The organism is Mesorhizobium sp. WSM4313, from assembly GCF_002294725.1.
Classification (GTDB): Bacteria; Pseudomonadota; Alphaproteobacteria; order Rhizobiales; family Rhizobiaceae; genus Mesorhizobium.
The window spans coordinates 77,553-97,829 of sequence record NZ_NSFT01000003.1 but is presented as its reverse complement, the minus strand read 5'-3'; the positions used below and the strand labels follow the sequence as shown (position 1 = coordinate 97,829).

General features: G+C 63.2%; 18 protein-coding genes. 2 read left to right on the top strand and 16 right to left on the bottom strand.

Annotated features, from left to right (window positions below):
* Positions 1 to 41: 41 nt before the first annotated feature.
* Positions 42 to 1,259 carry an MFS transporter gene (locus CK219_RS08320; protein ID WP_095766301.1) on the top strand — a complete coding sequence of 406 codons (1,218 nt, stop codon included), beginning with the start codon at positions 42 to 44 and terminating at the stop codon, positions 1,257 to 1,259.
* Between the two features lie 10 nt (positions 1,260 to 1,269).
* Here CK219_RS08320 and CK219_RS08315 read toward each other — a convergent pair whose 3' ends face one another.
* From CK219_RS08315 to CK219_RS08260, 12 genes are all read right to left on the bottom strand, one after another.
* A complete protein-coding gene (locus tag CK219_RS08315) occupies positions 1,270 to 2,115 on the bottom strand; it encodes an EamA family transporter (RefSeq protein ID WP_095766300.1) in 846 nt (281 codons plus the stop codon).
* 7 nt (positions 2,116 to 2,122) lie between these two features.
* Complete coding sequence (locus CK219_RS08310; RefSeq protein WP_095766299.1) at positions 2,123 to 3,040, bottom strand: endonuclease/exonuclease/phosphatase family protein; 918 nt, start codon at positions 3,038 to 3,040, stop codon at positions 2,123 to 2,125.
* 108 nt (positions 3,041 to 3,148) lie between these two features.
* A complete protein-coding gene (locus CK219_RS08305; protein ID WP_095766298.1) occupies positions 3,149 to 4,702 on the bottom strand; it encodes a sodium:proton antiporter in 1,554 nt (517 codons plus the stop codon).
* A gap of 176 nt (positions 4,703 to 4,878) precedes the next feature.
* Positions 4,879 to 5,943, bottom strand: coding sequence for an ABC transporter ATP-binding protein (locus CK219_RS08300; protein WP_095766297.1), 1,065 nt, complete (start codon positions 5,941 to 5,943; stop codon positions 4,879 to 4,881).
* Positions 5,944 to 5,959: 16 nt separating this feature from the next.
* On the bottom strand, positions 5,960 to 6,751 hold the full coding sequence (locus CK219_RS08295; protein ID WP_095766296.1) for an ABC transporter permease: 792 nt from the start codon (positions 6,749 to 6,751) through the stop codon (positions 5,960 to 5,962).
* On the bottom strand, positions 6,748 to 7,542 hold the full coding sequence (locus tag CK219_RS08290; protein ID WP_224524636.1) for an ABC transporter permease subunit: 795 nt from the start codon (positions 7,540 to 7,542) through the stop codon (positions 6,748 to 6,750). Before CK219_RS08290 ends, CK219_RS08295 begins: the two co-directional genes overlap by 4 nt.
* Before the next feature lie 187 nt (positions 7,543 to 7,729).
* Positions 7,730 to 8,836, bottom strand: coding sequence for an ABC transporter substrate-binding protein (locus CK219_RS08285; RefSeq protein ID WP_095766294.1), 1,107 nt, complete (start codon positions 8,834 to 8,836; stop codon positions 7,730 to 7,732).
* A gap of 246 nt (positions 8,837 to 9,082) precedes the next feature.
* A complete protein-coding gene (locus tag CK219_RS08280) occupies positions 9,083 to 10,255 on the bottom strand; it encodes an iron-containing alcohol dehydrogenase (protein ID WP_095766293.1) in 1,173 nt (390 codons plus the stop codon).
* Between the two features lie 18 nt (positions 10,256 to 10,273).
* Positions 10,274 to 11,662 (bottom strand): aldehyde dehydrogenase family protein, encoded by a 1,389-nt coding sequence (locus tag CK219_RS08275; protein ID WP_095766292.1) that lies wholly within the window; start codon positions 11,660 to 11,662, stop codon positions 10,274 to 10,276.
* A 188-nt stretch (positions 11,663 to 11,850) separates the two neighbouring features.
* On the bottom strand, positions 11,851 to 13,221 hold the full coding sequence (locus CK219_RS08270) for a glutamine synthetase family protein (RefSeq protein WP_095766696.1): 1,371 nt from the start codon (positions 13,219 to 13,221) through the stop codon (positions 11,851 to 11,853).
* 86 nt (positions 13,222 to 13,307) lie between these two features.
* Positions 13,308 to 14,843 (bottom strand): amino acid permease, encoded by a 1,536-nt coding sequence (locus tag CK219_RS08265; protein ID WP_095766291.1) that lies wholly within the window; start codon positions 14,841 to 14,843, stop codon positions 13,308 to 13,310.
* Between the two features lie 23 nt (positions 14,844 to 14,866).
* Entirely contained in the window at positions 14,867 to 15,685 is an 819-nt protein-coding gene (locus CK219_RS08260; RefSeq protein WP_095766290.1) for an N-formylglutamate amidohydrolase, read from the bottom strand.
* A gap of 145 nt (positions 15,686 to 15,830) precedes the next feature.
* Between CK219_RS08260 and CK219_RS08255 the strand changes: the two genes are divergently transcribed.
* On the top strand, positions 15,831 to 16,655 hold the full coding sequence (locus CK219_RS08255) for a MurR/RpiR family transcriptional regulator (RefSeq protein ID WP_095766289.1): 825 nt from the start codon (positions 15,831 to 15,833) through the stop codon (positions 16,653 to 16,655).
* An 83-nt stretch (positions 16,656 to 16,738) separates the two neighbouring features.
* Here CK219_RS08255 and CK219_RS08250 read toward each other — a convergent pair whose 3' ends face one another.
* The 4 genes from CK219_RS08250 to CK219_RS08235 are packed head-to-tail and all read right to left on the bottom strand — an operon-like array spanning position 16,739 to position 19,908.
* Complete coding sequence (locus CK219_RS08250) at positions 16,739 to 17,146, bottom strand: GtrA family protein (protein WP_095766288.1); 408 nt, start codon at positions 17,144 to 17,146, stop codon at positions 16,739 to 16,741.
* A complete protein-coding gene (locus CK219_RS08245) occupies positions 17,143 to 17,961 on the bottom strand; it encodes a ChbG/HpnK family deacetylase (RefSeq protein ID WP_095766287.1) in 819 nt (272 codons plus the stop codon). Before CK219_RS08245 ends, CK219_RS08250 begins: the two co-directional genes overlap by 4 nt.
* Positions 17,958 to 18,926, bottom strand: coding sequence for a glycosyltransferase family 2 protein (locus CK219_RS08240; protein ID WP_095766286.1), 969 nt, complete (start codon positions 18,924 to 18,926; stop codon positions 17,958 to 17,960). Before CK219_RS08240 ends, CK219_RS08245 begins: the two co-directional genes overlap by 4 nt.
* Positions 18,919 to 19,908, bottom strand: coding sequence for a glycosyltransferase 87 family protein (locus CK219_RS08235; RefSeq protein ID WP_245340424.1), 990 nt, complete (start codon positions 19,906 to 19,908; stop codon positions 18,919 to 18,921). Before CK219_RS08235 ends, CK219_RS08240 begins: the two co-directional genes overlap by 8 nt.
* Positions 19,909 to 20,277: the final 369 nt, after the last annotated feature.

The following is a 20,277-nucleotide window of genomic DNA, read 5'->3' as shown; positions in this document are numbered from 1 at the left end:
GAACATATCGTGCTTTCGGGGGATGCAAAAGGAGCACTGCCTTGAACCTCACCCCCGAGCAGAAGAAAACCGTAACCGCGTCGTTCCTCGGCTGGACACTCGACGCTTTTGATTTCTTCCTTCTGACATTCCTGCTCACCGATATTGCCGCTGAATTCCAGACCGACGTGCCGGCGGTCTCCAAAGCACTGTTCCTGACACTGGCGACGCGTTTCATCGGCGCGTTCTTCTTCGGCGTGCTTGCCGACAGATATGGCCGCAAGCCCATTCTGATGCTCAATATCGTCAGCTATTCGGTGATCGGCGCCTTGGCCGCCTTCTCGCCCAATCTCGGCATATTCCTGGCGCTGCGTGCCCTGTTCGGCATAGCCATGGGAGGCGAATGGGGTCTGGGCAGCTCGCTCGCCATGGAATCCATTCCGCCAAGCGCGCGCGGCACGGTCTCGGGCATTCTGCAATGCGGCTATCCGGCCGGCTATCTGCTGGCCGCGGTGGTCTACGGGCTGCTCTACGGGCAGAAGATCGGCGACTTCACCTTCGGTTGGCGCGCCATGTTCCTCCTGAGCTTCCTGCCGGCGCTGATCGTGCTCTTCATCCGCTCGCATGTGCCGGAATCGCCGGCCTTCGTCGAAGGCCGCGCCCAGACGCGGCCCGGCCTTTTAGAAACGTTGCGGAAGCACTGGCGGATCGCGCTCTACGCCGTGGTGCTGATGATGTTCTTCAACTTCTTCAGCCATGGCACGCAGGACCTCTATCCGACCTTCCTGAAGAAGCAGCACGGCTTCGACACGCACACGGTGAGCTGGATCACCATCGTCGCCAATATCGGCGCGATCGTCGGCGGCCTGGCCTTCGGCGCGCTGTCCGAGAAGATTGGCCGCATCAACGCCATCACGCTCGCTTGCGTGATCGCCCTGCCGGCAATCCCGCTCTGGGCCTACACGACCACGCCCTTCATGCTGGCGATCGGCGCATTCATCATGCAGGTCGCGGTGCAGGGCGCCTGGGGCGTTATCCCGGTGCATCTCAACGAATTGTCGCCGGGCTCGGTGCGGGCGACGCTGCCCGGCTTCATCTATCAGGCCGGCAACCTCGCCGCTTCCTATGGCGGTCCCTATCAGGCCGGCATCGCCGAAGCGCCGGGAAGCAGCTACGGCTTTGCGCTGGCCCTGTTTGCCGGCGTGGTCGCCGTCTGCCTCATCGTCGTCATCCGCTTCAGTCCGGAAAAGCGCGGCCAGGTGATGACCGTGCTCGGTTGAGGGTCTGTTTTTAACCCATCCTGAGCGCCGCGACGCCGGCAACGATGCCGAGCGCCGCGGCCGCGCGCCAGACGGTCATCTTCTCGCCCAGCGCCAGCACTGAGATCAGCATGGCGAACAGGATCGAGGTCTCGCGCAGCGACGCGACCGAGGCGATCGGCGCCTTGGTCATTGCCCACATCACGATCCAATAGGCCGCGCCGCTGAGCACGCCGGTGAACAGCCCGGCCTTCCAGTCGCGCGCCAACACAGGAAGCGACCGCGGCCCGCGAAAGAAGATGCACAGCAAAAGCGCCCACGTCGCATCGCAGACGAACAGCCAGGCCGCATAGCTTTGCGCAGTTGCCGCCAGCCGCGCGCCGCTGCCGTCGGAGAGCGTGTAGCTGGCGATGAAGATCGATGTGCCGAGCGCAAAGCCGACCGCGCGCAAATTGAGCTTCTCCAGATGCGCGCCGCCGCGGAACGACATGACCAGCGTGCCCGCCGACAGAAGCACGATGCCGAGGATGGCGAACGGCGCCGGGACCTCGCCGATCAGGACGATGCCGCCGAGCGCCGAGAGCAATGGCGCGGTGCCGCGCGCCAGCGGATAGGTCTGAGCGAAATCGCCGGCCTTGTAGGCGCCGATCAAGAAAGTGCGGTAGCCCATGTGGAAGATCACCGAGGCGAAGATGTAGGGCCAAACTTCGGCCTTTGGCACCTCGACGAAGGGAAGCGCGACCAGCGCCGCAAAGCCCATGCCGAGCGTCATCAGTGTGATCGACAGGAAGCGGTCGAGATGCACCTTGACCAGCGCGTTCCAGATCGCATGCATGGCCGCCGCCGAAAGCACCGCCAGGACGACGAACAGCGTCATGCCTGCCTCACCTGCCCGCCAGGCCTGACGCGATGCCCGGCATTTCCAGATCGATATCGATCCTGAGCGGGAAATGGTCGGAAGCCACCTCGCCGATATCGGCGCTCACAGAACGCACCCGCCCGGCCAGCATGCCGCCGACGAAGCAATGATCGAGCCGTCGTTTCGCCAGCCTGCCGTCGATGATCTTTTCGTGCGTATGGAAGTCCGGCCCCTGCTCGCTGGCGACGGCCGCGGCGTCAACGAAGCCGTCGATATAGGCAGCGCCGCGATGGTAGGGCCTATTGCCGACGATGCGCCGGTATTCGGCGCTGCCCGGCTCCATGTTGAAGTCGCCCAGCCAGATCGCCGCCAACGGGTTCTCCGGTTCCGGCTGGCCGTTCGACCAGTTGCGCTGCGGCTCGTCATCGACGCCACTCCAGGGGCCGCCGTCGGACGGCGCGCGGCGATGTTCGGCAAGCAGGTAATCGATCTGCTCCAGCCGCTCTTCAGCCGCGATATGCGCCAGATGCAACGAAAGCACCCGCACCGGTCCCGCCGGCGTGCGGATCATGCATTCGAGCGCCGCATTGCGGGTGTTGAGCGGCCTCAGCGTGCGCCGCTGCGGCAAAGTGTGCAGCCGCGACCAGACGATCGGCAGCTTCGACAGCACCATCGTGCCGAACTGCCGCCGGCGGTTGACGACACGGCCATCGCGCTTCTCGCTGGCATCCATGTCGAAGGCGGGGCCGTAGGCCCAGTAATAGGCGGGCAGCAAGCTGGACAGGATCTCGGGCTGGTCGTCCTCTTTGCTGCGCTGCCAATGCCGCTCCACCTCCTGCAGCGCGACGATGTCGGCGCCGTCCACCAGCCTGGCGCAGCGGCTGAGATCGTAGCGCCCGTCGCTGCCGTAGCCATACTGGATATTGTAGCTGATCAGCTTCATTGATTAACCGGCTCACTTCTGGTGATCGCAGTAGCGCCCCGCCCCTTGCGTTGCAATGGACCGGCGGGGCAAGCGGAATAGTCCAGTGGAAATCGGCGAACCGGCGCTCTAATAAGTCGTCAGCGGCTGGAAGCTTCCGGCGGGCGACGCCGCAAGTTCCGACCAGTCGATCTCCTCCTCCAGCCGGTGATAGGCTTCGTCGCCGATCGTGCCGTTGCTGCGCAGTTCCTCCAGCGTGTCGCGCTGCCGCTTGATGGCGTAGAGGCGCAACCGGTCGTATTCCGTCGCGGCCTGCGCGTCGTCGGGATTTTCGGCGATCCGCCGCTGCGCCTCGTACTGCTCGCGCACGACGGCGGCAGCCGACGAGGTCTTGCGGCTCAGCACATCGAGCGCTGCCTGCATGATGGCGACGCGCGCTTCGGCCACCTCGCGATCGATCGTCGTATCGCGCGGGAAATTGAGCCAGCGCAGCAGAACCTTCAGGCTCATGCCTTGCAGCACCAGCGTGCCGAGCACGACCGCGAAAGCGGCAAGCACGATCGGGTCACGCCCGGGAAAGCCGGCCGGCAAGGCAATGGCGGCGACCAGCGTCACCAGCCCGCGCATGCCGCACCAGCCGACAAGCGCGGCACCGGCAAATGTCGGCGCATCCCGCCTTTCTTCCTCGCCGTCGTTGCGGGCAAACCATCGGATGATCGCGACATATCCCGCCACCCAGACGAGGCGCGCCACGACGACGACGGCAAGAACCGTCGCGGCGAAGACGAATGCCTCGCCTTGCCCATCGCCGGCCAGCCGACCGATGATCGACCGTGCCTGCAGGCCCATCAGCACGAACGCCAGCACGTTGAGCACGAACACCGCCGATTCCCAGACCGAATAGGCGCTGACGCGGCGTCTGGCCGACATGCGGCGCGGCGTGGTGCGCGCGATGGTGATGGCATAGACAACGATGGTGATGATGGCGGAGAGGCCGAGCTTGTCGGCAATGATCCAGACGGCGAAAGTTCCGGCGAACTGAACCACGGTGCTGCTTGCCGCGTCCTCGATGCGTGTCAGCGTGAGCCGCGACACTCGGCCGAACAGATAGCCGGCGATAACGCTGCCGACCGTTGCAAGCAGGATGACGGGCACTGCGTCTTTGAGCATGAGTGTGCCGATGGCGGCTGAAACCGATATCCGGTAGATCAGCAGCGCCGTGGCATCGTTGAGCAGGCTCTCGCCCTGCAGGATCGCAGTCAGCCGGTGCGGCACCTTGAACTGATTGAGCACCGCGCTTGCGGCGACTGCGTCCGGCGGCGCGACGATGGCGCCGAGCGCGATCGCCGCCGCGATCGGCAGGCCGGCCATCTTCCAGCCGACAAAGGCAACGACCACCGCGGTGAAGACGACCGCGCCAAGCGCCAGCAGGGCAAGCGACAGCCGGTAGCGCTTCAGGTCGCGCAGTGAAGTGTCATAGGCGGCATCGAGCAGCACCGGCGCGATGAACAGCGCCAGCGCCAGTTCCGGATCGATCTCGATCATCGGCGCGCCCGGCACGAAGGCAAGCCCAACGCCGGCAAGCGCCAGCAGCGACGGGTAAGGTACCTCCAGCCATCGCGATACCGCCGTCAGCGCGACGGCGATGAGCAGCAGGACAAGGGTGAGTTCGAACAGCGCCATGGCTCATCGTAGCGGCGAAGCGCGAAGCTTGTCAGTACCCTGAGACAGGATACTGTTGATTTATCCGGCAAACCCGCGCCGCCTCATAGGGGTGCTCGCAGGACATGCCGATGACGGCCGTATATCACCGAGAACCGTCTGGCATGTCTTATCGGCATCAGGACGTGCCAGAGCCGTCAATGCAGAACCAGCATGTCGCCCGATGAGAAGGAGATGTCCGCCTTGTCGCCTACGGCAGGCGGCGGTGTCGCCGAGTTGTTGAACGTATCGAGCGATACCGTGTTGCCGCCGATGCCGACGCGCACGCGGATGACTGAGCCAAGGAAATGCACTTCGGCGATTTCGCCCGACAGGCTGGTGTCGTGGCCGGGCTGGCGCCCCAGCGAGATGGCTTCAGGCCGCAGCGCCAGCGACAGCGTGTCGCCTGACTTCGAACCGTTGAGCTTGCCCTTCAGCGAGACTTCCTGCGAGTTGACTTGCACCTTGCCGGAAGCGGCGTCGGTGACCTTGCCCTCCAGCACGTTGAGCGTGCCGACGAAATTGGCGACGAATTTGGTCGCCGGCCGGTTGTAGATCTCGAACGGCGTGCCCACCTGCTCGGCCCTGCCGCCATACATCACCGCGATGCGGTCGGAGATCGACAGCGCCTCTTCCTGGTCATGCGTGACGAAGATGGTGGTGATGCCGAGCTTCTTCTGGATCGAGCGGATTTCCTCGCGCAGCGACACGCGCACCTTGGCGTCGAGCGCCGACAGCGGCTCGTCGAGCAGAAGCAGCTTCGGCTTCGGCGCAATCGCCCGCGCGAGCGCGATGCGCTGCTGCTGGCCGCCGGAAAGCTGGTAGGGATAGCGGTCGGCCATCTGCGGCAGCTTGATGATGTCGAGCATCTCGGCGACCCGCCTGTCGGCATCGGCCTTCGGCATGCCACCGACCTTCAACCCGAAGGCGATGTTCTGCGCCACCGTCAGGTTCGGGAACAGCGCGTAGGCCTGGAACACCATGCCGACATTGCGCTGATTGGGCTTCAGCCTGGTTATGTCCTTGCCGCCGACGACGATCTTGCCGGCCGAGGGCTCCTCGAAGCCGGCGACCATACGCAACACCGTGGTTTTGCCGCAGCCGGACGGCCCCAGGAAGGAGACGAATTCGCCCGGCTCGACGTCGAGATTGAAGTCCTCCACCACCGTGGTGGCACCGAAGGATTTTCGAACGTGCTGGATGGAGAGGAATGGGTCGGCCATGGCGTGGTTCTCTCGATCAATTTGGGCGGTTCGCCGATTTCGGCGCGAAGCGGGACAGGATCTGGATCAGCGACATGCAGCCCCAGGTGATGGCGAAGGCGATGATCGCAAGCGCAGCCGGCTCATAGGCACGATTGGCGCCGATATTCTGCAGGTAAGGGCCGAATGCCGGCCGATTGAGCAGGCTTGCCATGGTGAATTCGCCGATGACGATGGCGAAGGTCAGGAAGGCACCCGACAGCACCGCGATCAGCACATTGGGCAGGATGACGCGGGTGATGATCGTGCCCCAGCCGGCGCCGAGGATTTGGGCTGCTTCCGTCAGCGTTCTGACATCGATGGTCCGAAGACCGGTGTCGACGGCGCGGTACATGTAGGGTAGCGCCAGCGTCGCATAGCCGATCACCAGCAACGCGCTGGCGCCGAGATCGCTGGCCAGGAACGGCAGCGGCGAATTCGAGCCATACATACGGATATAGCCGAAGACGATGACGATCGCCGGAATGACCAGCGGCAGCAGCGTGATGAACTCGACGATCGGCCTGATTTGAGGCAATCGGAGACGGATCCAGTAGGCGGCCGGCACCACGATCAGCACGCCGAGAATGATGGTGAAGATGGCGGCGACCACCGAATACAGGAACGTCGCTTGGAAGCGCGGATCGCCGAGCACGACTTGATAGGCGTCGAAGGAATGGACGCCGCGCCGCATGCGCAGCGAAAACTCGAACGTTGCCAGCAGCGGGATGAAGAAATAGGCCGTGCCTATACCGAAGACGACCCAGGCCCAGAATTTGCCCGACTTCATTTCAGCCACCTCTCGGAACGGGTCCGGAACCAGATGTAGAAGACATTCGCCAGTCCGGTGATGACGATCATGCCGAAGGCGATCGCGTAGCCGAGTTGCGGGTTGTGCAGCACGTCGCCGTTGATCTGCGAATAGAGCTTGATGGGAACGATGTTGAGCTGCGGGCCGGCGAACGCATAGGCCGTTGCGATGGCGCCGAAGGCGTTGGCAAACAGAAGGATAACGGTGCCGAGGAAACTCGGAAACAGCACCGGTATCACCACCATGCGCCAGTACTGCCACTGGGTGGCGCCAAGCGTGGCGGCCGCCTCGTTCCATTCCTTCTTCAAGCCGTCGATCGCCGGCACGATGATCACCACCATCAGCGGGATCTGAAAGAAGAGATAGACGACGATCAGCCCCCACGTGGTCAGGAAATTGAACCCCAGGGCATAGATGTTGAGATTGAAAATGTCGCGCAGCAGCACCGTCACGATGCCGACGCGGCCGAGCGTTGCGATGAACGCAAAGGCAAGCGGCAAGCCGGCAAAATTCGAGGCGACGCCCGAGAAGGTCAGCGTCGCGGAGCGAACCCAGCTGGGCAGGCCGCCGCGCACGATGGCCACGGCAATCGCCAGTCCGGCAAAAGCGCCGACGATGGCCGACCAGAAGCTGATCTTGATCGAAACCCAATAGGAATTGGCGATCGAAGGATCGCTGACCAACTGCAGGACGTTGTCGAGCGTAAACCCGCCTTCCCCGGTCTGAAACGCGCCGATGACGAGATACAGCGTCGGCATGATCAGGAACATAAGGGCGAAGACGAAGAACGGCGCCACGCCGATCCATTGCGTCGGCAGGCGGAAAGCAGTCGCTTCGGTCGGCGGCGCGGGCTTGGTGGCAATAGACTGATTTGAAAGCGATAGATCGGTCATGTGCCCGGCACCGTCTTCGAGGGAAAGCCGGGCGGCCAGGCGGCCGCCCGGTGCATTTCAAGTCTTACTTGACGTTGGCGCCGACAGTGGCGTCCCAGTTCTTGCTGATGGCTTCCTTGGCCTTGCCCTGCTCGTCGAGCGTCGGGAAAGCCGCCGAGGCATAGGACTCAGCCGGCGGCAGCTTGGCCAGCACGTCCGCCGGGATCTTGCCGTTCTTGGCGAGATCGTTGAAACGGATCGGGTGGCAATAGCCCTTCAGCCAGCCGATCTGGCCTTCGTCGGAATAGAGGTATTCCATCCACAGCTTCGCGGCATTCGGATGCGGCGCGAAGGCGCTGATCGCCTGCACATAGACACCGGCGACGACGCCGGTCTTCGGCACGATCACGTCGACGGGCGGGTTGCCCTTCAGCGTGTCGCGGCCGGCAAGCGCGTTGTAGTCCCAGTTGATCAGGATCGGCGTCTGGCCCTGGGCCAGCGTCGCCGGCTTGCCGACGACCGGAACGAAGTTGCCGGCGGCGTTGAGCTTCTTGAAGAACTCGAGGCCGGCTTTTCCGGCAGCTTCGCCAGCGGCGGCGCCCGACGACAGGCCGGAGGCATAGACCGCCTGGATGGCCTGGTTCGACGCGCGCGGGTCACCGGCGAGCGCAACCGAATTGGCGAATTCCGGCTTTTGCAGGTCGGCCCAGTCGGTCGGCGATTCCTTGACCAGGTCCTTGTTCACCATGAACGACAGCACGCCGTAATAATCGCCATACCAGGCACCATCGGCATCCTTGGCGCTGTCCGGGATCGAGTCCCAGGTCGACACCTTGTAAGGCATCAGCAGGCCGTCGGCCTTGGCGGTCGGGCCGAAGGACAGGCCGACGTCGATGACGTCGGGCGCCTGCGGGCCCTTGTTGTCCTTGTTGGCCTTGATCGCCTCGACCTCGTCGCCCGAGCCGGCGTCGGGATTGAGCTCGTTGATGGTGATCCCCGGATACTTAGCCTTGAAACCGTCGATCACTGCCCCGTAGCCACACCAGTCATGCGGAAGCGCGATGGTGGTGAGCTGGCCTTCAGCCTTCGCGGCCTTGACGAGATCGTCCAGCGAATCCGCGGACGAAATCACCGTCGACGCAAAGAGCGCCGCGGCCGAGAGGGAAAGCACTTTCCCCGTGAACTTGAACATGTGTTCTCTCCGTTGAACTGGCGCGTTTAAGCGCCTGCGATGCGGGTATCGTTTTCGTGTGACAGCCGGATGAAGGCTTTTTGAAACCCGATCCCCGCGGCGAAAAAAGTTAACTCTTTTTAACGGACTGTAGCAATTAGCCCGCACTTAATTTTCCGGCTAATGGTTATTCACCTTGCCCTTTGCCCTCTCCCTTCCCCTTTGGAACGCCTCTTCAGTCAACTCTTCGGCATTGAAAGCCGGCTCTCAGACGGAGCCGGCGATCGCATTTTCGAGCAGCGTCAGCGCCGCCTTCTTGGTGAGCTTGATCGGGTTGCCGCCGGCCGTAGGATCGACCACCGCCATGTCGGCGATCAGCGTCTTGCGCTTCTTGTCCATGTCGAGGCCCTTGATCAGGCCGGGCAACGCATGCGGCACCTTGAGTTCCTTGCGCAGCTTGACGATCGCCTTGGCGAAGCCGTCGAAGCCGCCCTTGATGCCGCAATAGGCGGCGAGCCTGGCGATACGCTCGTCGATCGCCTCGCGGTTGAAGGCCAGCACATAAGGCATGAACACGGCATTGGTCATGCCGTGATGGGTGTCGTAGAGCGCGCCGATCGGGTGCGACAGCGAATGGATTGCGCCCAGCCCCTTCTGGAAGGCGGCGGCGCCCATGGCGGCGGCGCTCATCATATGGGCGCGGGCGATCAGATCCTTGCCGTTGGCAAAGGCCTTGGGCAGGTTCTCGAAAACCAGCCGGATACCTTCCACCGCGATGCCGTCGGCCATCGGGTGATAGCCCGGCGCGCAATAGGCCTCGAGACAATGTGCAAGCGCATCCATGCCGGTGCCGGCGGTGATGAAGGCCGGCATGCCGACCGACAGCTCCGGATCGGCAATGACGATCGCCGGGAGAAGCTTCGGATGGAAGATGACCTTCTTGGTGTGGGTCTCCTCATTGGTGATGACGCCGGCGCGGCCGACCTCGGAGCCGGTTCCCGCCGTGGTCGGTACCGCGATGATCGGCGCGATCGCGTCCGAGTTGGCCCTGGTCCACCAGTCACCGACATCCTCGAAATCCCATACCGGGCGCGTTTGCCCGGCCTGGAAGGCGATCAGCTTGCCGAGGTCGAGCGCCGAGCCGCCGCCGAAGGCGATGACGCCGTCATGCCTGCCCTTCTTGAACACGGCGATGCCTGCAGTGAGGTTGGACTCGACCGGGTTCGGCTTCACCTCCGAAAACACGCCATAGGGAACCTTGGCGTCGTCGAGGATCTTCAGCGTCGAGGCGACGACCGGCAGCTTCGCCAGGCCCGGGTCGGTGACGAAGAGCGGGCGCTTGATGCCCGCGGCAGCCAGCACGTCCGGCAGTTCCTTGATACGCCCGGCGCCGAAACGGACGGTGGTGGGGTAGTTCCATTTGGAGATCAGCTTGGACATGTCTTGTCTTTCAAAAAGTCAGATTGCTTCGCGCAGGTGATAGGATTTCGGCCGGGTCAGATTGTCATAGCCGATGGCCGAGAGTGCGGCGCCCTTGCCGGTGTCCTTGACGCCGGTCCAGACCAGCGCCGGGTCGAGATAGTCGCAGCGGTTCATGAACACCGTGCCGGTCTCGACGCGGTCGCCGATGGCCACCGCGCGCTCCGTGTCGCGCGTCCAGATCGACGCCGTCAGTCCGTAGGGGCTGTCGTTCATCAGCGCGATCGCTTCCTCGTCATTGCGCACCTTCATGATGCCGACGATCGGCCCGAAACTTTCCTCGCGCATGACGCTCATCTGGTGGTCGACCCCGGTCAGCACTTCCGGCGCCAGATAGGGCGAGCCTGGCCTGTCGTTCTCGACCTTCATGCCGATATGGGCCTTGGCGCCCTTGCGCAGCGCCTCGGCCTTTTGCTCGCGGATCAGGTCGGCGAAGCGTGGCTGCGCCATCGGCCCCATGGTCGTCGCCTGCTCCAGCGGATTGCCGACGACATAATTCCTGGTCTCGGCGACAAAACCCTCGATGAACGCGTCATAGACCTTCTCGTGCACATAGACGCGCTCGATGCCGCAGCAGCACTGGCCGGAATTGAAGAAAGCACCGTCGACCAGATTGGCGACCGCATGATCCATCTTAGCGTCGGGCAGCACATAGGCCGGATCCTTGCCGCCGAGTTCGAGGCCGAGCGTCATGAAGGTGCCGGCCGCGGCCTTCTCGATGGCGCGGCCGCCGCCGACCGAGCCGGTGAAATTGACATGATCGATCTTGCCGGAGCCGAGCAGCTTCTCGGTCTGGGCGTGGTTCATGACCAGGTTCTGGAAGAGCCCCTTTGGCAGGCCGGCCTTGTCGAAAGCCTGCTGGAAGCGCTCGCCGACCAGCAGCGTCTGCGCGGCATGCTTGAGGATAACGGCGCTGCCCGCCATCAATGCCGGCACGATCGTGTTGACCGCGGTGAGATACGGATAGTTCCAAGGCGCGATCACCAGCACGACCCCGAGCGGCACCTTCTTCACATAGCGGCGGAAGCCGTCCTTCGGGTTGGAGGCCAGCACCGGCTTCAGCGCGGCTTCGGCGATCTCGACCATGTAGTTGGTGCGTTCCTTGACGCCGCCGAACTCGCCGCCATAGCGTACCGGCCGGCCCATCTGCCAGGCGATCTCGGGCACGATCTCGTCGGTCATCGCAACCAGGGCTTCCAGCATCGCCAACATGTATTTGCCGCGCTCGACGACCGGCGTCTCGGCCCATTTTTCTTGCGCCGCCCTGGCGCGCTCGACCGCCGCGTTGATCGCCTGATCGCTCGCGACCGGCCGCTCGGCATAGATCGATCCGTCGATGGGGGATTTGAGTTTGACCGTTTCGGTCATTTCTTCCTCGCAGTTTTACAACAATCGAAAATCACTTGGCTTGGCGCCGCCCCTCATCCGCCTGCCGGCACCTTCTCCCCGTATAGTGACGGGGAGAAGGGAGAAGCTCCTGCGCGGGCGACCCCCTCTCCCCGTTCTTCCCGGGGGAAGGGGAAGAGTGAGGGCGGCGCCGACGCTAACCCAGCCCCCTAGTACCTCTCAAAGCCCCTGTGCAGCTCCCAATCCGTGATGCGGCGGTCATATTCGAACTGTTCCCAGCGGGCGGTGTGCACATAGTGCTCGATCACGTCGTCGCCGAAGGCCTGCTTCAGCATCTTCGACTTCGAAAGTGTCTCGGTGGCGTCGCGCAGCGTCTTCGGGATCTCGGGCAGACGCGAGGCCTGATAGGCGTCGCCAACGAACGGCTTCTGCAGCTCCAGCTTCTCGTCGATGCCGGCAAGGCCGGACGCGATCAGGGCGGCGAAGGCGAGATACGGATTGAGATCGGCGCCGCCGATGCGGCATTCCATGCGGATGCCCTTGGTGCCCTCGCCGCACAGCCGGAAGCCGGCGGTGCGGTTGTCCTCGCTCCACATGATCTTGGTCGGCGCGAAGGTGCCGGCCTGGAAGCGCTTATAGGAATTGATGTAGGGCGCCAGGAACCAGGTGAATTCCTTGGCGTATTTGAGCTGCCCGGCCGCCCATTGTTGGCCGAGGCTCGACAGCGTCCAGTCGGCCGTCTTGTCGAAGAACAGCGGCGTCTTGCCGTCCGCGCTCCACAGCGAATTGTGGATATGGCTGGAATTGCCGGCCAGCCCGTAATTGTACTTGGCCATGAAGGAGATCGCCTTGCCCTCGGAATCGGCGATCTCCTTGGCGCCGTTCTTCAGGATGACGTGGCGGTCGGCCATCTCGAGCGCTTCGGCATAGCGCACATTGATCTCTTCCTGGCCGGGACCCCACTCGCCCTTGGAATTCTCGATCGGAATGCCGGCGGCTTCCATCTCGTTGCGAAGCCGGCGCATGACGCCCTCTTCCCTGCTGGTGATGCCGATCTGGTAGTCGCCGATATAGGGCGAGGCGCTGTCGAGCCCCTGCCAGTGCTTCTTGCGCGCGGAATCGTAGGTTTCGCTGAACAAATAGAATTCGAGCTCGGAGGCGAAATAGCCGATATAGCCGCGCTCCTGCAGGCGCTTGACCTGCTTCTTCAGAATCGCGCGGGGTGAGTGTGCCAAATCCTCATGGTCGTGATGGTCGAGCACGTCGCAGATGACCAGCGCCGTCTTCTCCAGCCAGGGAATGCGCCGCAGCGTCGACAGGTCCGGCTTCATGACGAAGTCGCCATAGCCCTTTGACCAGCTCGCCGCCTTGTAGCCCGGCACCGGCTCCATATCGATGTCGCAGGCCAAGAGATAGTTGCAGCCATGCGTCTCGCCATGCGCGGAATCGACGAAATACTGAGCCAAGAAGCGTTTTCCCGAGAGCCGGCCCTGCATATCGACGATGCAGGCCAGCACCGTGTCGATCTCGCCGTTAGAGACCGCTTTCTTCAACTGATCGAACGAGAAATTCCCGGCCATTCCTTTGGCACTCCAGCGCTTGTCGATTGAAAGGGAGAAACAAACCATGGCCGGCGTTGCGCCGGCCATGGCCATGACGCGAAGTATCAGTGGCCGGTCTCGCCAACCGCCACTTCGGCAGCCGCAATTTCCGCCTGACGGCGAGCAATGTCGGCCCCGATCGGCGGGCCCTTGAACCGCTTGGATTCTATGCCGAACCACAGCACCGCAAGAAGGATGATCAAACCGATGGCATAGTTGATCAAGATATCGAAGGGCGGCTGGATACCCGCGTACATCAAAACCAGAACGCCGAGGATGGTGATGATGGCGAACGGCTTGGACCACACGCCCAGACGGAACGGGCCGAATTCGGTCCAGCTCTTGCCTTCAGCAAGAAGGCCAGCCGCCACCGGCATCGCATAGGACACATAGAGGAACAGGGCACAGCCGGCCGCCAAAGCCGCGAAAGCCGGCGAGTAAAGCGTCGCTGCGACCGAGAGGACGGCTCCAAGCCAGATCGCCGCCACCGGCGTGCGCCATGTCGGGCTGACGGTTTTCCACATGGAGGAGCCGGGCAGCCCGCCATCACGCGCGAAGGCGAATATCATGCGCGAGGTGGAGGTCAGTCCAGCCAGCGCGCAGATGTAGTTTGCTACCACGATCGCGATGGCGATGATGCTCTTCAACCAAAACGGCGCCGGCAGATTATTGAAGAGATTGAACCAGGCGTTCGCGCCGTCCTTGGCAGTCGCCGCCAGATCCGGGCTTGCCAGTACGAAAGAGACGGCCATGACGAAGCCGAAGACCAATGACCAGAGGACCGAATGGATCATGCCGCGCGGCACTGCCACCCGCGCGTTGTGGGTCTCCTCCGAGGTATGGGCGGAGGCGTCAAAACCGGTGATGGTGTATAGTGGATAGAGAAGACCGATCAGGAAGGCGACCAGCGCCGTCCGTGCCGTCGGCACATAGCCGCCACCCGCATCACCCGTGTTGTTGACGAAAGTGGTCAGTCGCGAGAAATCCCAGCTCGCGCCCCAGATCAGGAACATCGCGGTCAACACCACCGCAACGACCAGGATGAGATAGCCCGAAAAGTCGGTCAGCGCGGTGGTCAACTTGATGCCGAAATGGTTGAATAGCGCCTGCGTCACCGTGATGATCACGACCCCGATCACCTGCTCCTGATAACCCCAAGCCGACACATCGTGGCCGAACACGCCGGCCCAAACGAGGTCCTTGAAGAGCGCATAGACGCCGACATTGACCGAAGCGACAACGAAGATCAGCCCAAGCAGGTTGATCCAGGCCGTCGCCCAGCCCCAGCCGCGCCCGCCCAAGATCGACGACCAATGGTAAAGCCCGCCGGCGGTCGGATAGGCCGAACCGATCTGGCCGAGCGAAGCCGCGACCACAAGGGCGAACAGACCGCCTATAACCCAGCCGATGGTCGCTTCGAAACCACTGCCGGTGGCCATGGCCAGCGGGAACGAGGTGATGCCACCCGCCAGGATGCAAATGATCGAGAAGGAAATGGCAAAGTTGGAGAAGCCGCTCATGCGGCGAGCCAATTCCTGGGCATATCCCATGCTGTGAAGGACTTTTACGTCCTCAGACTTGTCGATTTCTTCAGGTCTCATTTTGGAAGTCCCCTATCTGGTTCTTAGCTGGCCGATTGTACTGACTTTCCCATTGCGCGTTGTCGGGAGCCCCTGGCCTCGTCAGGCTCCAGATTCGAGAATATGCCGGTGAGCAGATCCGCCCATTTCCGCTGCCCGGTCTCGCCGGAGATTTCGTCGTTGCGGATTTCGATCATCGCGCAGGCAAGGCCGCGCGAACGCGCGTGCCGTTCCAGCGTGAAATAGACGCGGTCGGCCGGCGAATAGGGTTCGTTCACGCCGACGGTGACGCCGGAGAGCCGCTGCAGCGCCGATATCAGCGGCGCCGCCAACCGGCGATCCTCGTCATGGATGATGCCTATATGCCATGGCCGGCTCTTGCCCTTATAGACCGGCGTGAAGGAGTGCACCGACACCAGCCGCGTCTCCTGGCCGCGCGCCAGCCGCCCGTCGATGATCTGGGCGATCGTGTCGTGGAACGGGCGCCAGGCAAGGTCGACGCGCGCGGCGCGCTGCTTGTCGGATAGATCTGTGTTCCCAGGGATGGCCGTCGTCTCGCTAATCGGCGGCACGAGGTCCGGCGCGTCGAGCGGCCGGTTGCAATCGACGACGAGCCGCGACACGCGGGTCTCGATCAAAGTCGCATCGAGCGCTTCGGCCATGCGGCGGGCGACGGGAAGCGCGCCCGGGTCCCAGGCGATATGGCGCGAAAGCTCCGCAGCCGGCAGGCCGAGCGTCCCGAACTCGGCGGGGAGGACGTTGGAAGCGTGATCGCAGGTGAAGACAAAGGGGCTTGAGCCGCCGGGGTTCGTCACCCTCACGGTTTCAGACGGTGCAAGGCTGGCGGGCCGTGCTCTCTCCATACTGCCGTCCCCTGGGGGCGCTGTATCGAATGTTACGTATTTTGTCTCATTGCGTCCCTATGAATGATTTCATACAGTTTGACCGGCTTTGTCAAACGCGAATTCGGGAAAACGGCGGCGACGGGCGAACAGGCGGGGGAAAACCATGATTTCCAGCATTGCCGAACTGATCTCGGACCGTATCGGTACGATGCCGGCCGGCGAGCGCCGCGCCGCCCAGACGCTGATTGCCAACTATCCCTTGACCGGGCTGAAGACGGTCGCCGAATTCTCGGCCGCGGCCGGTGTGTCCTCGCCGACGATCCTGCGCTTCGTCGCCAGGCTCGGCTTCCAGAACTACCCTGAATTCCAGTCGGCGCTGCAGGATGAGTTGGCGGCGCAATTGCAGTCGCCCGCTTCGCGAACGCTCAATCCAAGCTCGGCCGGCGGCGCCGTCTCGCCGATGCTCGAGGCAACGCTCGACAACATGCGCGAGACCTTCCGGCACCTCACCGACAGACAGCTGGCGGACATTGCCACGAGACTTGCCGAGCGGCGCGGCAAGACCTTCCTCATCGGCGGCCGTTTCACCGATCCGCTGGCGCGCTACATGGCCGCTCACCTGGCCATCATCCAGCCGGATGTCTATCACCTCGCCGGCCAGGAGAGCATCTGGCGCGACCGGCTGATCGACATGGGCAAGCGCGACGTCCTGGTGATCTTCGATATCCGCCGCTATCAGGAAAGTCTCGTGCGCTTTGCCGAGAAGGCTCACCATCGCGGCGTGCAGATCATTCTCTTCACCGACCAGTGGCTTTCGCCGATCGCCCGCTTCGCCCGACACGTGATCGCCGGACGCACCGCCGTGCCCTCGGCCTGGGATTCGTCCGCCGCACTCTTCGTCGTCGCAGAAACGCTGATCGCCGCCGTGACGAGGCAATTGGAAGCCGCCGGCGCCAAGCGCATGCGCGACCTGGAGAGCTTGCGATAGAGCCGGATGATTTCAGGTCGGACAGACCTGAAATCTGAATCCGTCCCCAAGCCGCCTATATCGACGCGGAGCCGGCCGAGCAGCTACTTTACGATCCTGCCCTCTATCGACCAGCGCGCCGCCAAAAAGTTCAGCACGGCGGCCACCACGACGCCGAGGATCTTGGCCGGCCAGACGCCGACAACCCCCGCCAGTACAGCGATCGACAGGCTCGAAACACCGAGCGAAATCAGCGCCCCGAGCGAGACGAAACGCAGGAAGGACCGATGCAGCCGGATGTCCGGGTCCCGCTCGAACGACCAGAAGCGGTTCGCCACGAAGGAGAATAGCACCGCGACGAACCAGGCACCGACATTGGCGGCCAGAGCCGGCACCACGAGCTTGAGCAGCAGGAAAAATGCGGTGAGATCGATCCCGGTGTTGACCAGCCCGACCAAGGCGAAGCGGACGATCTTGTTGCCGGTCGAACGCCGCGGCTGACCGGCGCTCATGCTTTGCCGTCCATGACGCGCACTCCGGCCCGTTCGAGGCTGGCGCCGAAATCCTCAGAAGTGAGAATCGTGAACTCGACCTCACGCGCGCCCTGCATCGGGTCTCGCGCCCGTAAAATGTCATCGACTTGACCCGGATGACACATGAACACCCCTTGTTCGGGCAAGGTGTCGACCGCCGCGCGCAGCGTCGGACCGAATTTTTGCGGCTGCCGCCAGTTATAGATGCCGCAGAGCGGCGTCATCACGTTAAAGCCGGCCCGCTGCATCGACCTGTTGAAACCCGCGGCCAGCGTGGCGATCGCCGCGATCTTGGCCGCCGCGTCCAGGCCGGCAAGCCCGGGCGCGCCGCGCAGTGCGGGCCTGCGCGCGCTCTCCCCAAACCGGGCGAGCAACCAATTCCGTACCACGGGAAGAAAATGCACATGCTGGTGCCCGTCGATGTGATCGGGCGGGCCAGCGAGCGCTTCGGTGAAACGGTCATACTGGGCGTCGAGCTCGGCATGAACGTCCCGCTCGTCGATGCGCCCGCGCCGCACCGGCAGCGCGAGAGAGGCAAGGCCGGGCAATTTGCCGTCTGGCGCCAGGCTGGACGAACCGGTTGCGGCTATCTGATCGGTGAGGGTCAGGTGCAGCCCGATGGCGGCCCGTTGACGCAACGGCCTGATGCGCGCCGCCGCCTCTTCCCATTCGGGAAAGCCGGTCATGCAACTGGTCCCGGTCAGGCGGCCGCGCTCGATGAGGTCGAGGATCGCGCTCGATACCCCCGGCGCAAGCCCGTAATCGTCGGCGATCAGGCGGATCGGCCGGGTCATTTGCCGGGGGCAACCTGCTCGGCGGCATTGCCATGCAGCACGTCACGCACGATATAGACGGGCCGGTCCTTGCTTTCGCTGAGCGTGACCCAGACATACTCGCCAATCAGGCCGAGCAGCGCCAGGTTGAGGCCTCCAAAAAGCACGACGGCGACCATGATGCTGGGGTAGCCAGGCACGGCGATGCCATAGAACAGCACCTCGAAGAGCACCTTCACGCCATAGGCCAGACCCGCGAATGCAGCGAGCAATCCGATGAGGCTGATGACGCGCAGCGGGATCACGGAAAACGAGGTGAACCCTTCAAGCGAGAACGCGATCAGGTTGAACCTTGTCCATTTCGACGTGCCGCCGCCGCGGTTTTCCGGCGAGTAAAGCACAGCCTTCTGGCGGAAGCCGGCCCAGGCGAACAGACCCTTGTTGAAGCGGCGCTTGTCGCGCACGCTGGTCAAGGCACGCGCCACCGCGCCGCGCATGACACGGAAATCTCCGGCATTCTCGGGAATATCGAAGCGCTGGCTGCTGTTGATCAGCCTGTAGAAGAGCCGCGCCAGCTGGCTGCGCCGCCAGCTCCCCTCGCGCCGGTCGTTCTGCGCGTAGACGACGTCGATCTGCGGATGCTCGACCAGCTCGCCGATCATCCTCAGGCTGATATCCATGGAATGCTGGAGGTCCGAGTCCATGATCAGGACCATGTCGCCACGGGAATGATCGAGCCCGGCGAGCACCGCCGCTTCCTTGCCGAAATTACGGCTGAGCCGCACGATCTCCCAGGAGCCGGAGAGCGCGGCCGCGAACGTCTCGGCGCTGCCGTCGCGGCTGCCGTCGTCGACGAGTATCTTGCGGACCGTCATGCCGAAGCGCTCCGCCACGGCCACTTCCAGCTTGTCGAGCAGCCCGACAAACGCGATGGCGGATTCGGCTTCGTTGAAGAACGGCGCGATGATGTCGAGCATCTCAGCCATGCGCGACGGCTCCGGCGGCAGGCGCCTTCTGTCTGTCTTGCGTCCAGAACCAGCCGACGAGCACGCAGCCAATTATGGTGATGCTGATCGGCCGGAACCACGGGTGGAAAAGATCGTGCAGTTGCAGGTCGGCACTGGTCAGTCCGGTGACGAAGAGGAACGCCGCCAAGAACCAGCATATGGCCCCGGCTCCCTTCTCCCGCCAAAGTAGGGCGATGGAGAGACCGGCAGGCACCGCCACCATGGCGTAAGTGTTCTGCTCGACCCGCGGATTGAAGACGCACATGTAGAATGCCGCGGCGAGGAAGATGGCGAGTCCGCTGATGTTGGCGTCCAGCCTGCGATCGAGCTGGAGCACCAGCCAAAGCGTGAGCAAACCCGCGACGACGCGCACGATCGTCGCGTCAAACTCGGAAATCGGGATGCCAAATCGCATGAAAGGCGCCGTGAAGTCGGCCGGAACGAATGGGCCGGTCGGGTCCACCGTCATCGAAGTCAGAAGCCGGAAGAAATCATGATATTGCGCGTTGACGTAGTCGCTCGACGCAAAGCCATAGGGCATCGCGAGCGCGACCAGCACCGCCAGCACCAGCACCGGTATCAGCCGGGGACGCAGCGCCCCCGTCAGAAGCAGCATGATGATCGCGGTCGGCTTGGCGATGATCGCAAGCATGGCCCAGAAGAAGCTTTCGGCCCGGCGCCCCTCGAGTGTCGACAGTGTAAGAAACCAGCATGCCCCGGTGAGCAGGATCGTCGCCTGGCCGTTGCGAAGCGCTGCAAGCGCCACCGGCAAGGCAAGGAAAAGACCGAAGGACAGCAGCCATGTCTGTTCCTGGCCGCCAAGCTTGCGCACCTGACGCATTGCGGCAAAGGTCAGGACGCTGAAGCCCAGCATGTGCCACAAGATATTGCCCAGATACGGCCCGAGCTTCAGCAGGGGAACATAGACGACGGCGAAGGCGGGAGCGTATAGATACCCCATGGCAACTTCGACCTGATACAGCGGTTGACGATCCAGAAAAGCTTCACTGCCATGCCTGTAGATATGGACCACCGAACGCGCATCGGGCGACCATAGCGCCAGACCAAGCACAAGCAGAAACGACCCGACCCAAAGCCAAAGCCCCAAACGGTCGAAAACCGGCTTGGTTACCATCATAGCGCACCCCGAATTCCGACCAGGACGGCTTTCCCATCGCCGCCTGGTTTTCGCCGCCGGCGAGATATCACATCGAATGGAATAAAACATCCGAACGTGGCTGTTACCGGCGCGAGGCAATGACGGCGCAACAGCGGCTTTTTTCCGCCGCTGTCGGGTCGATCACAGCTTTGTGTTCAAGGCTTTGGCCTG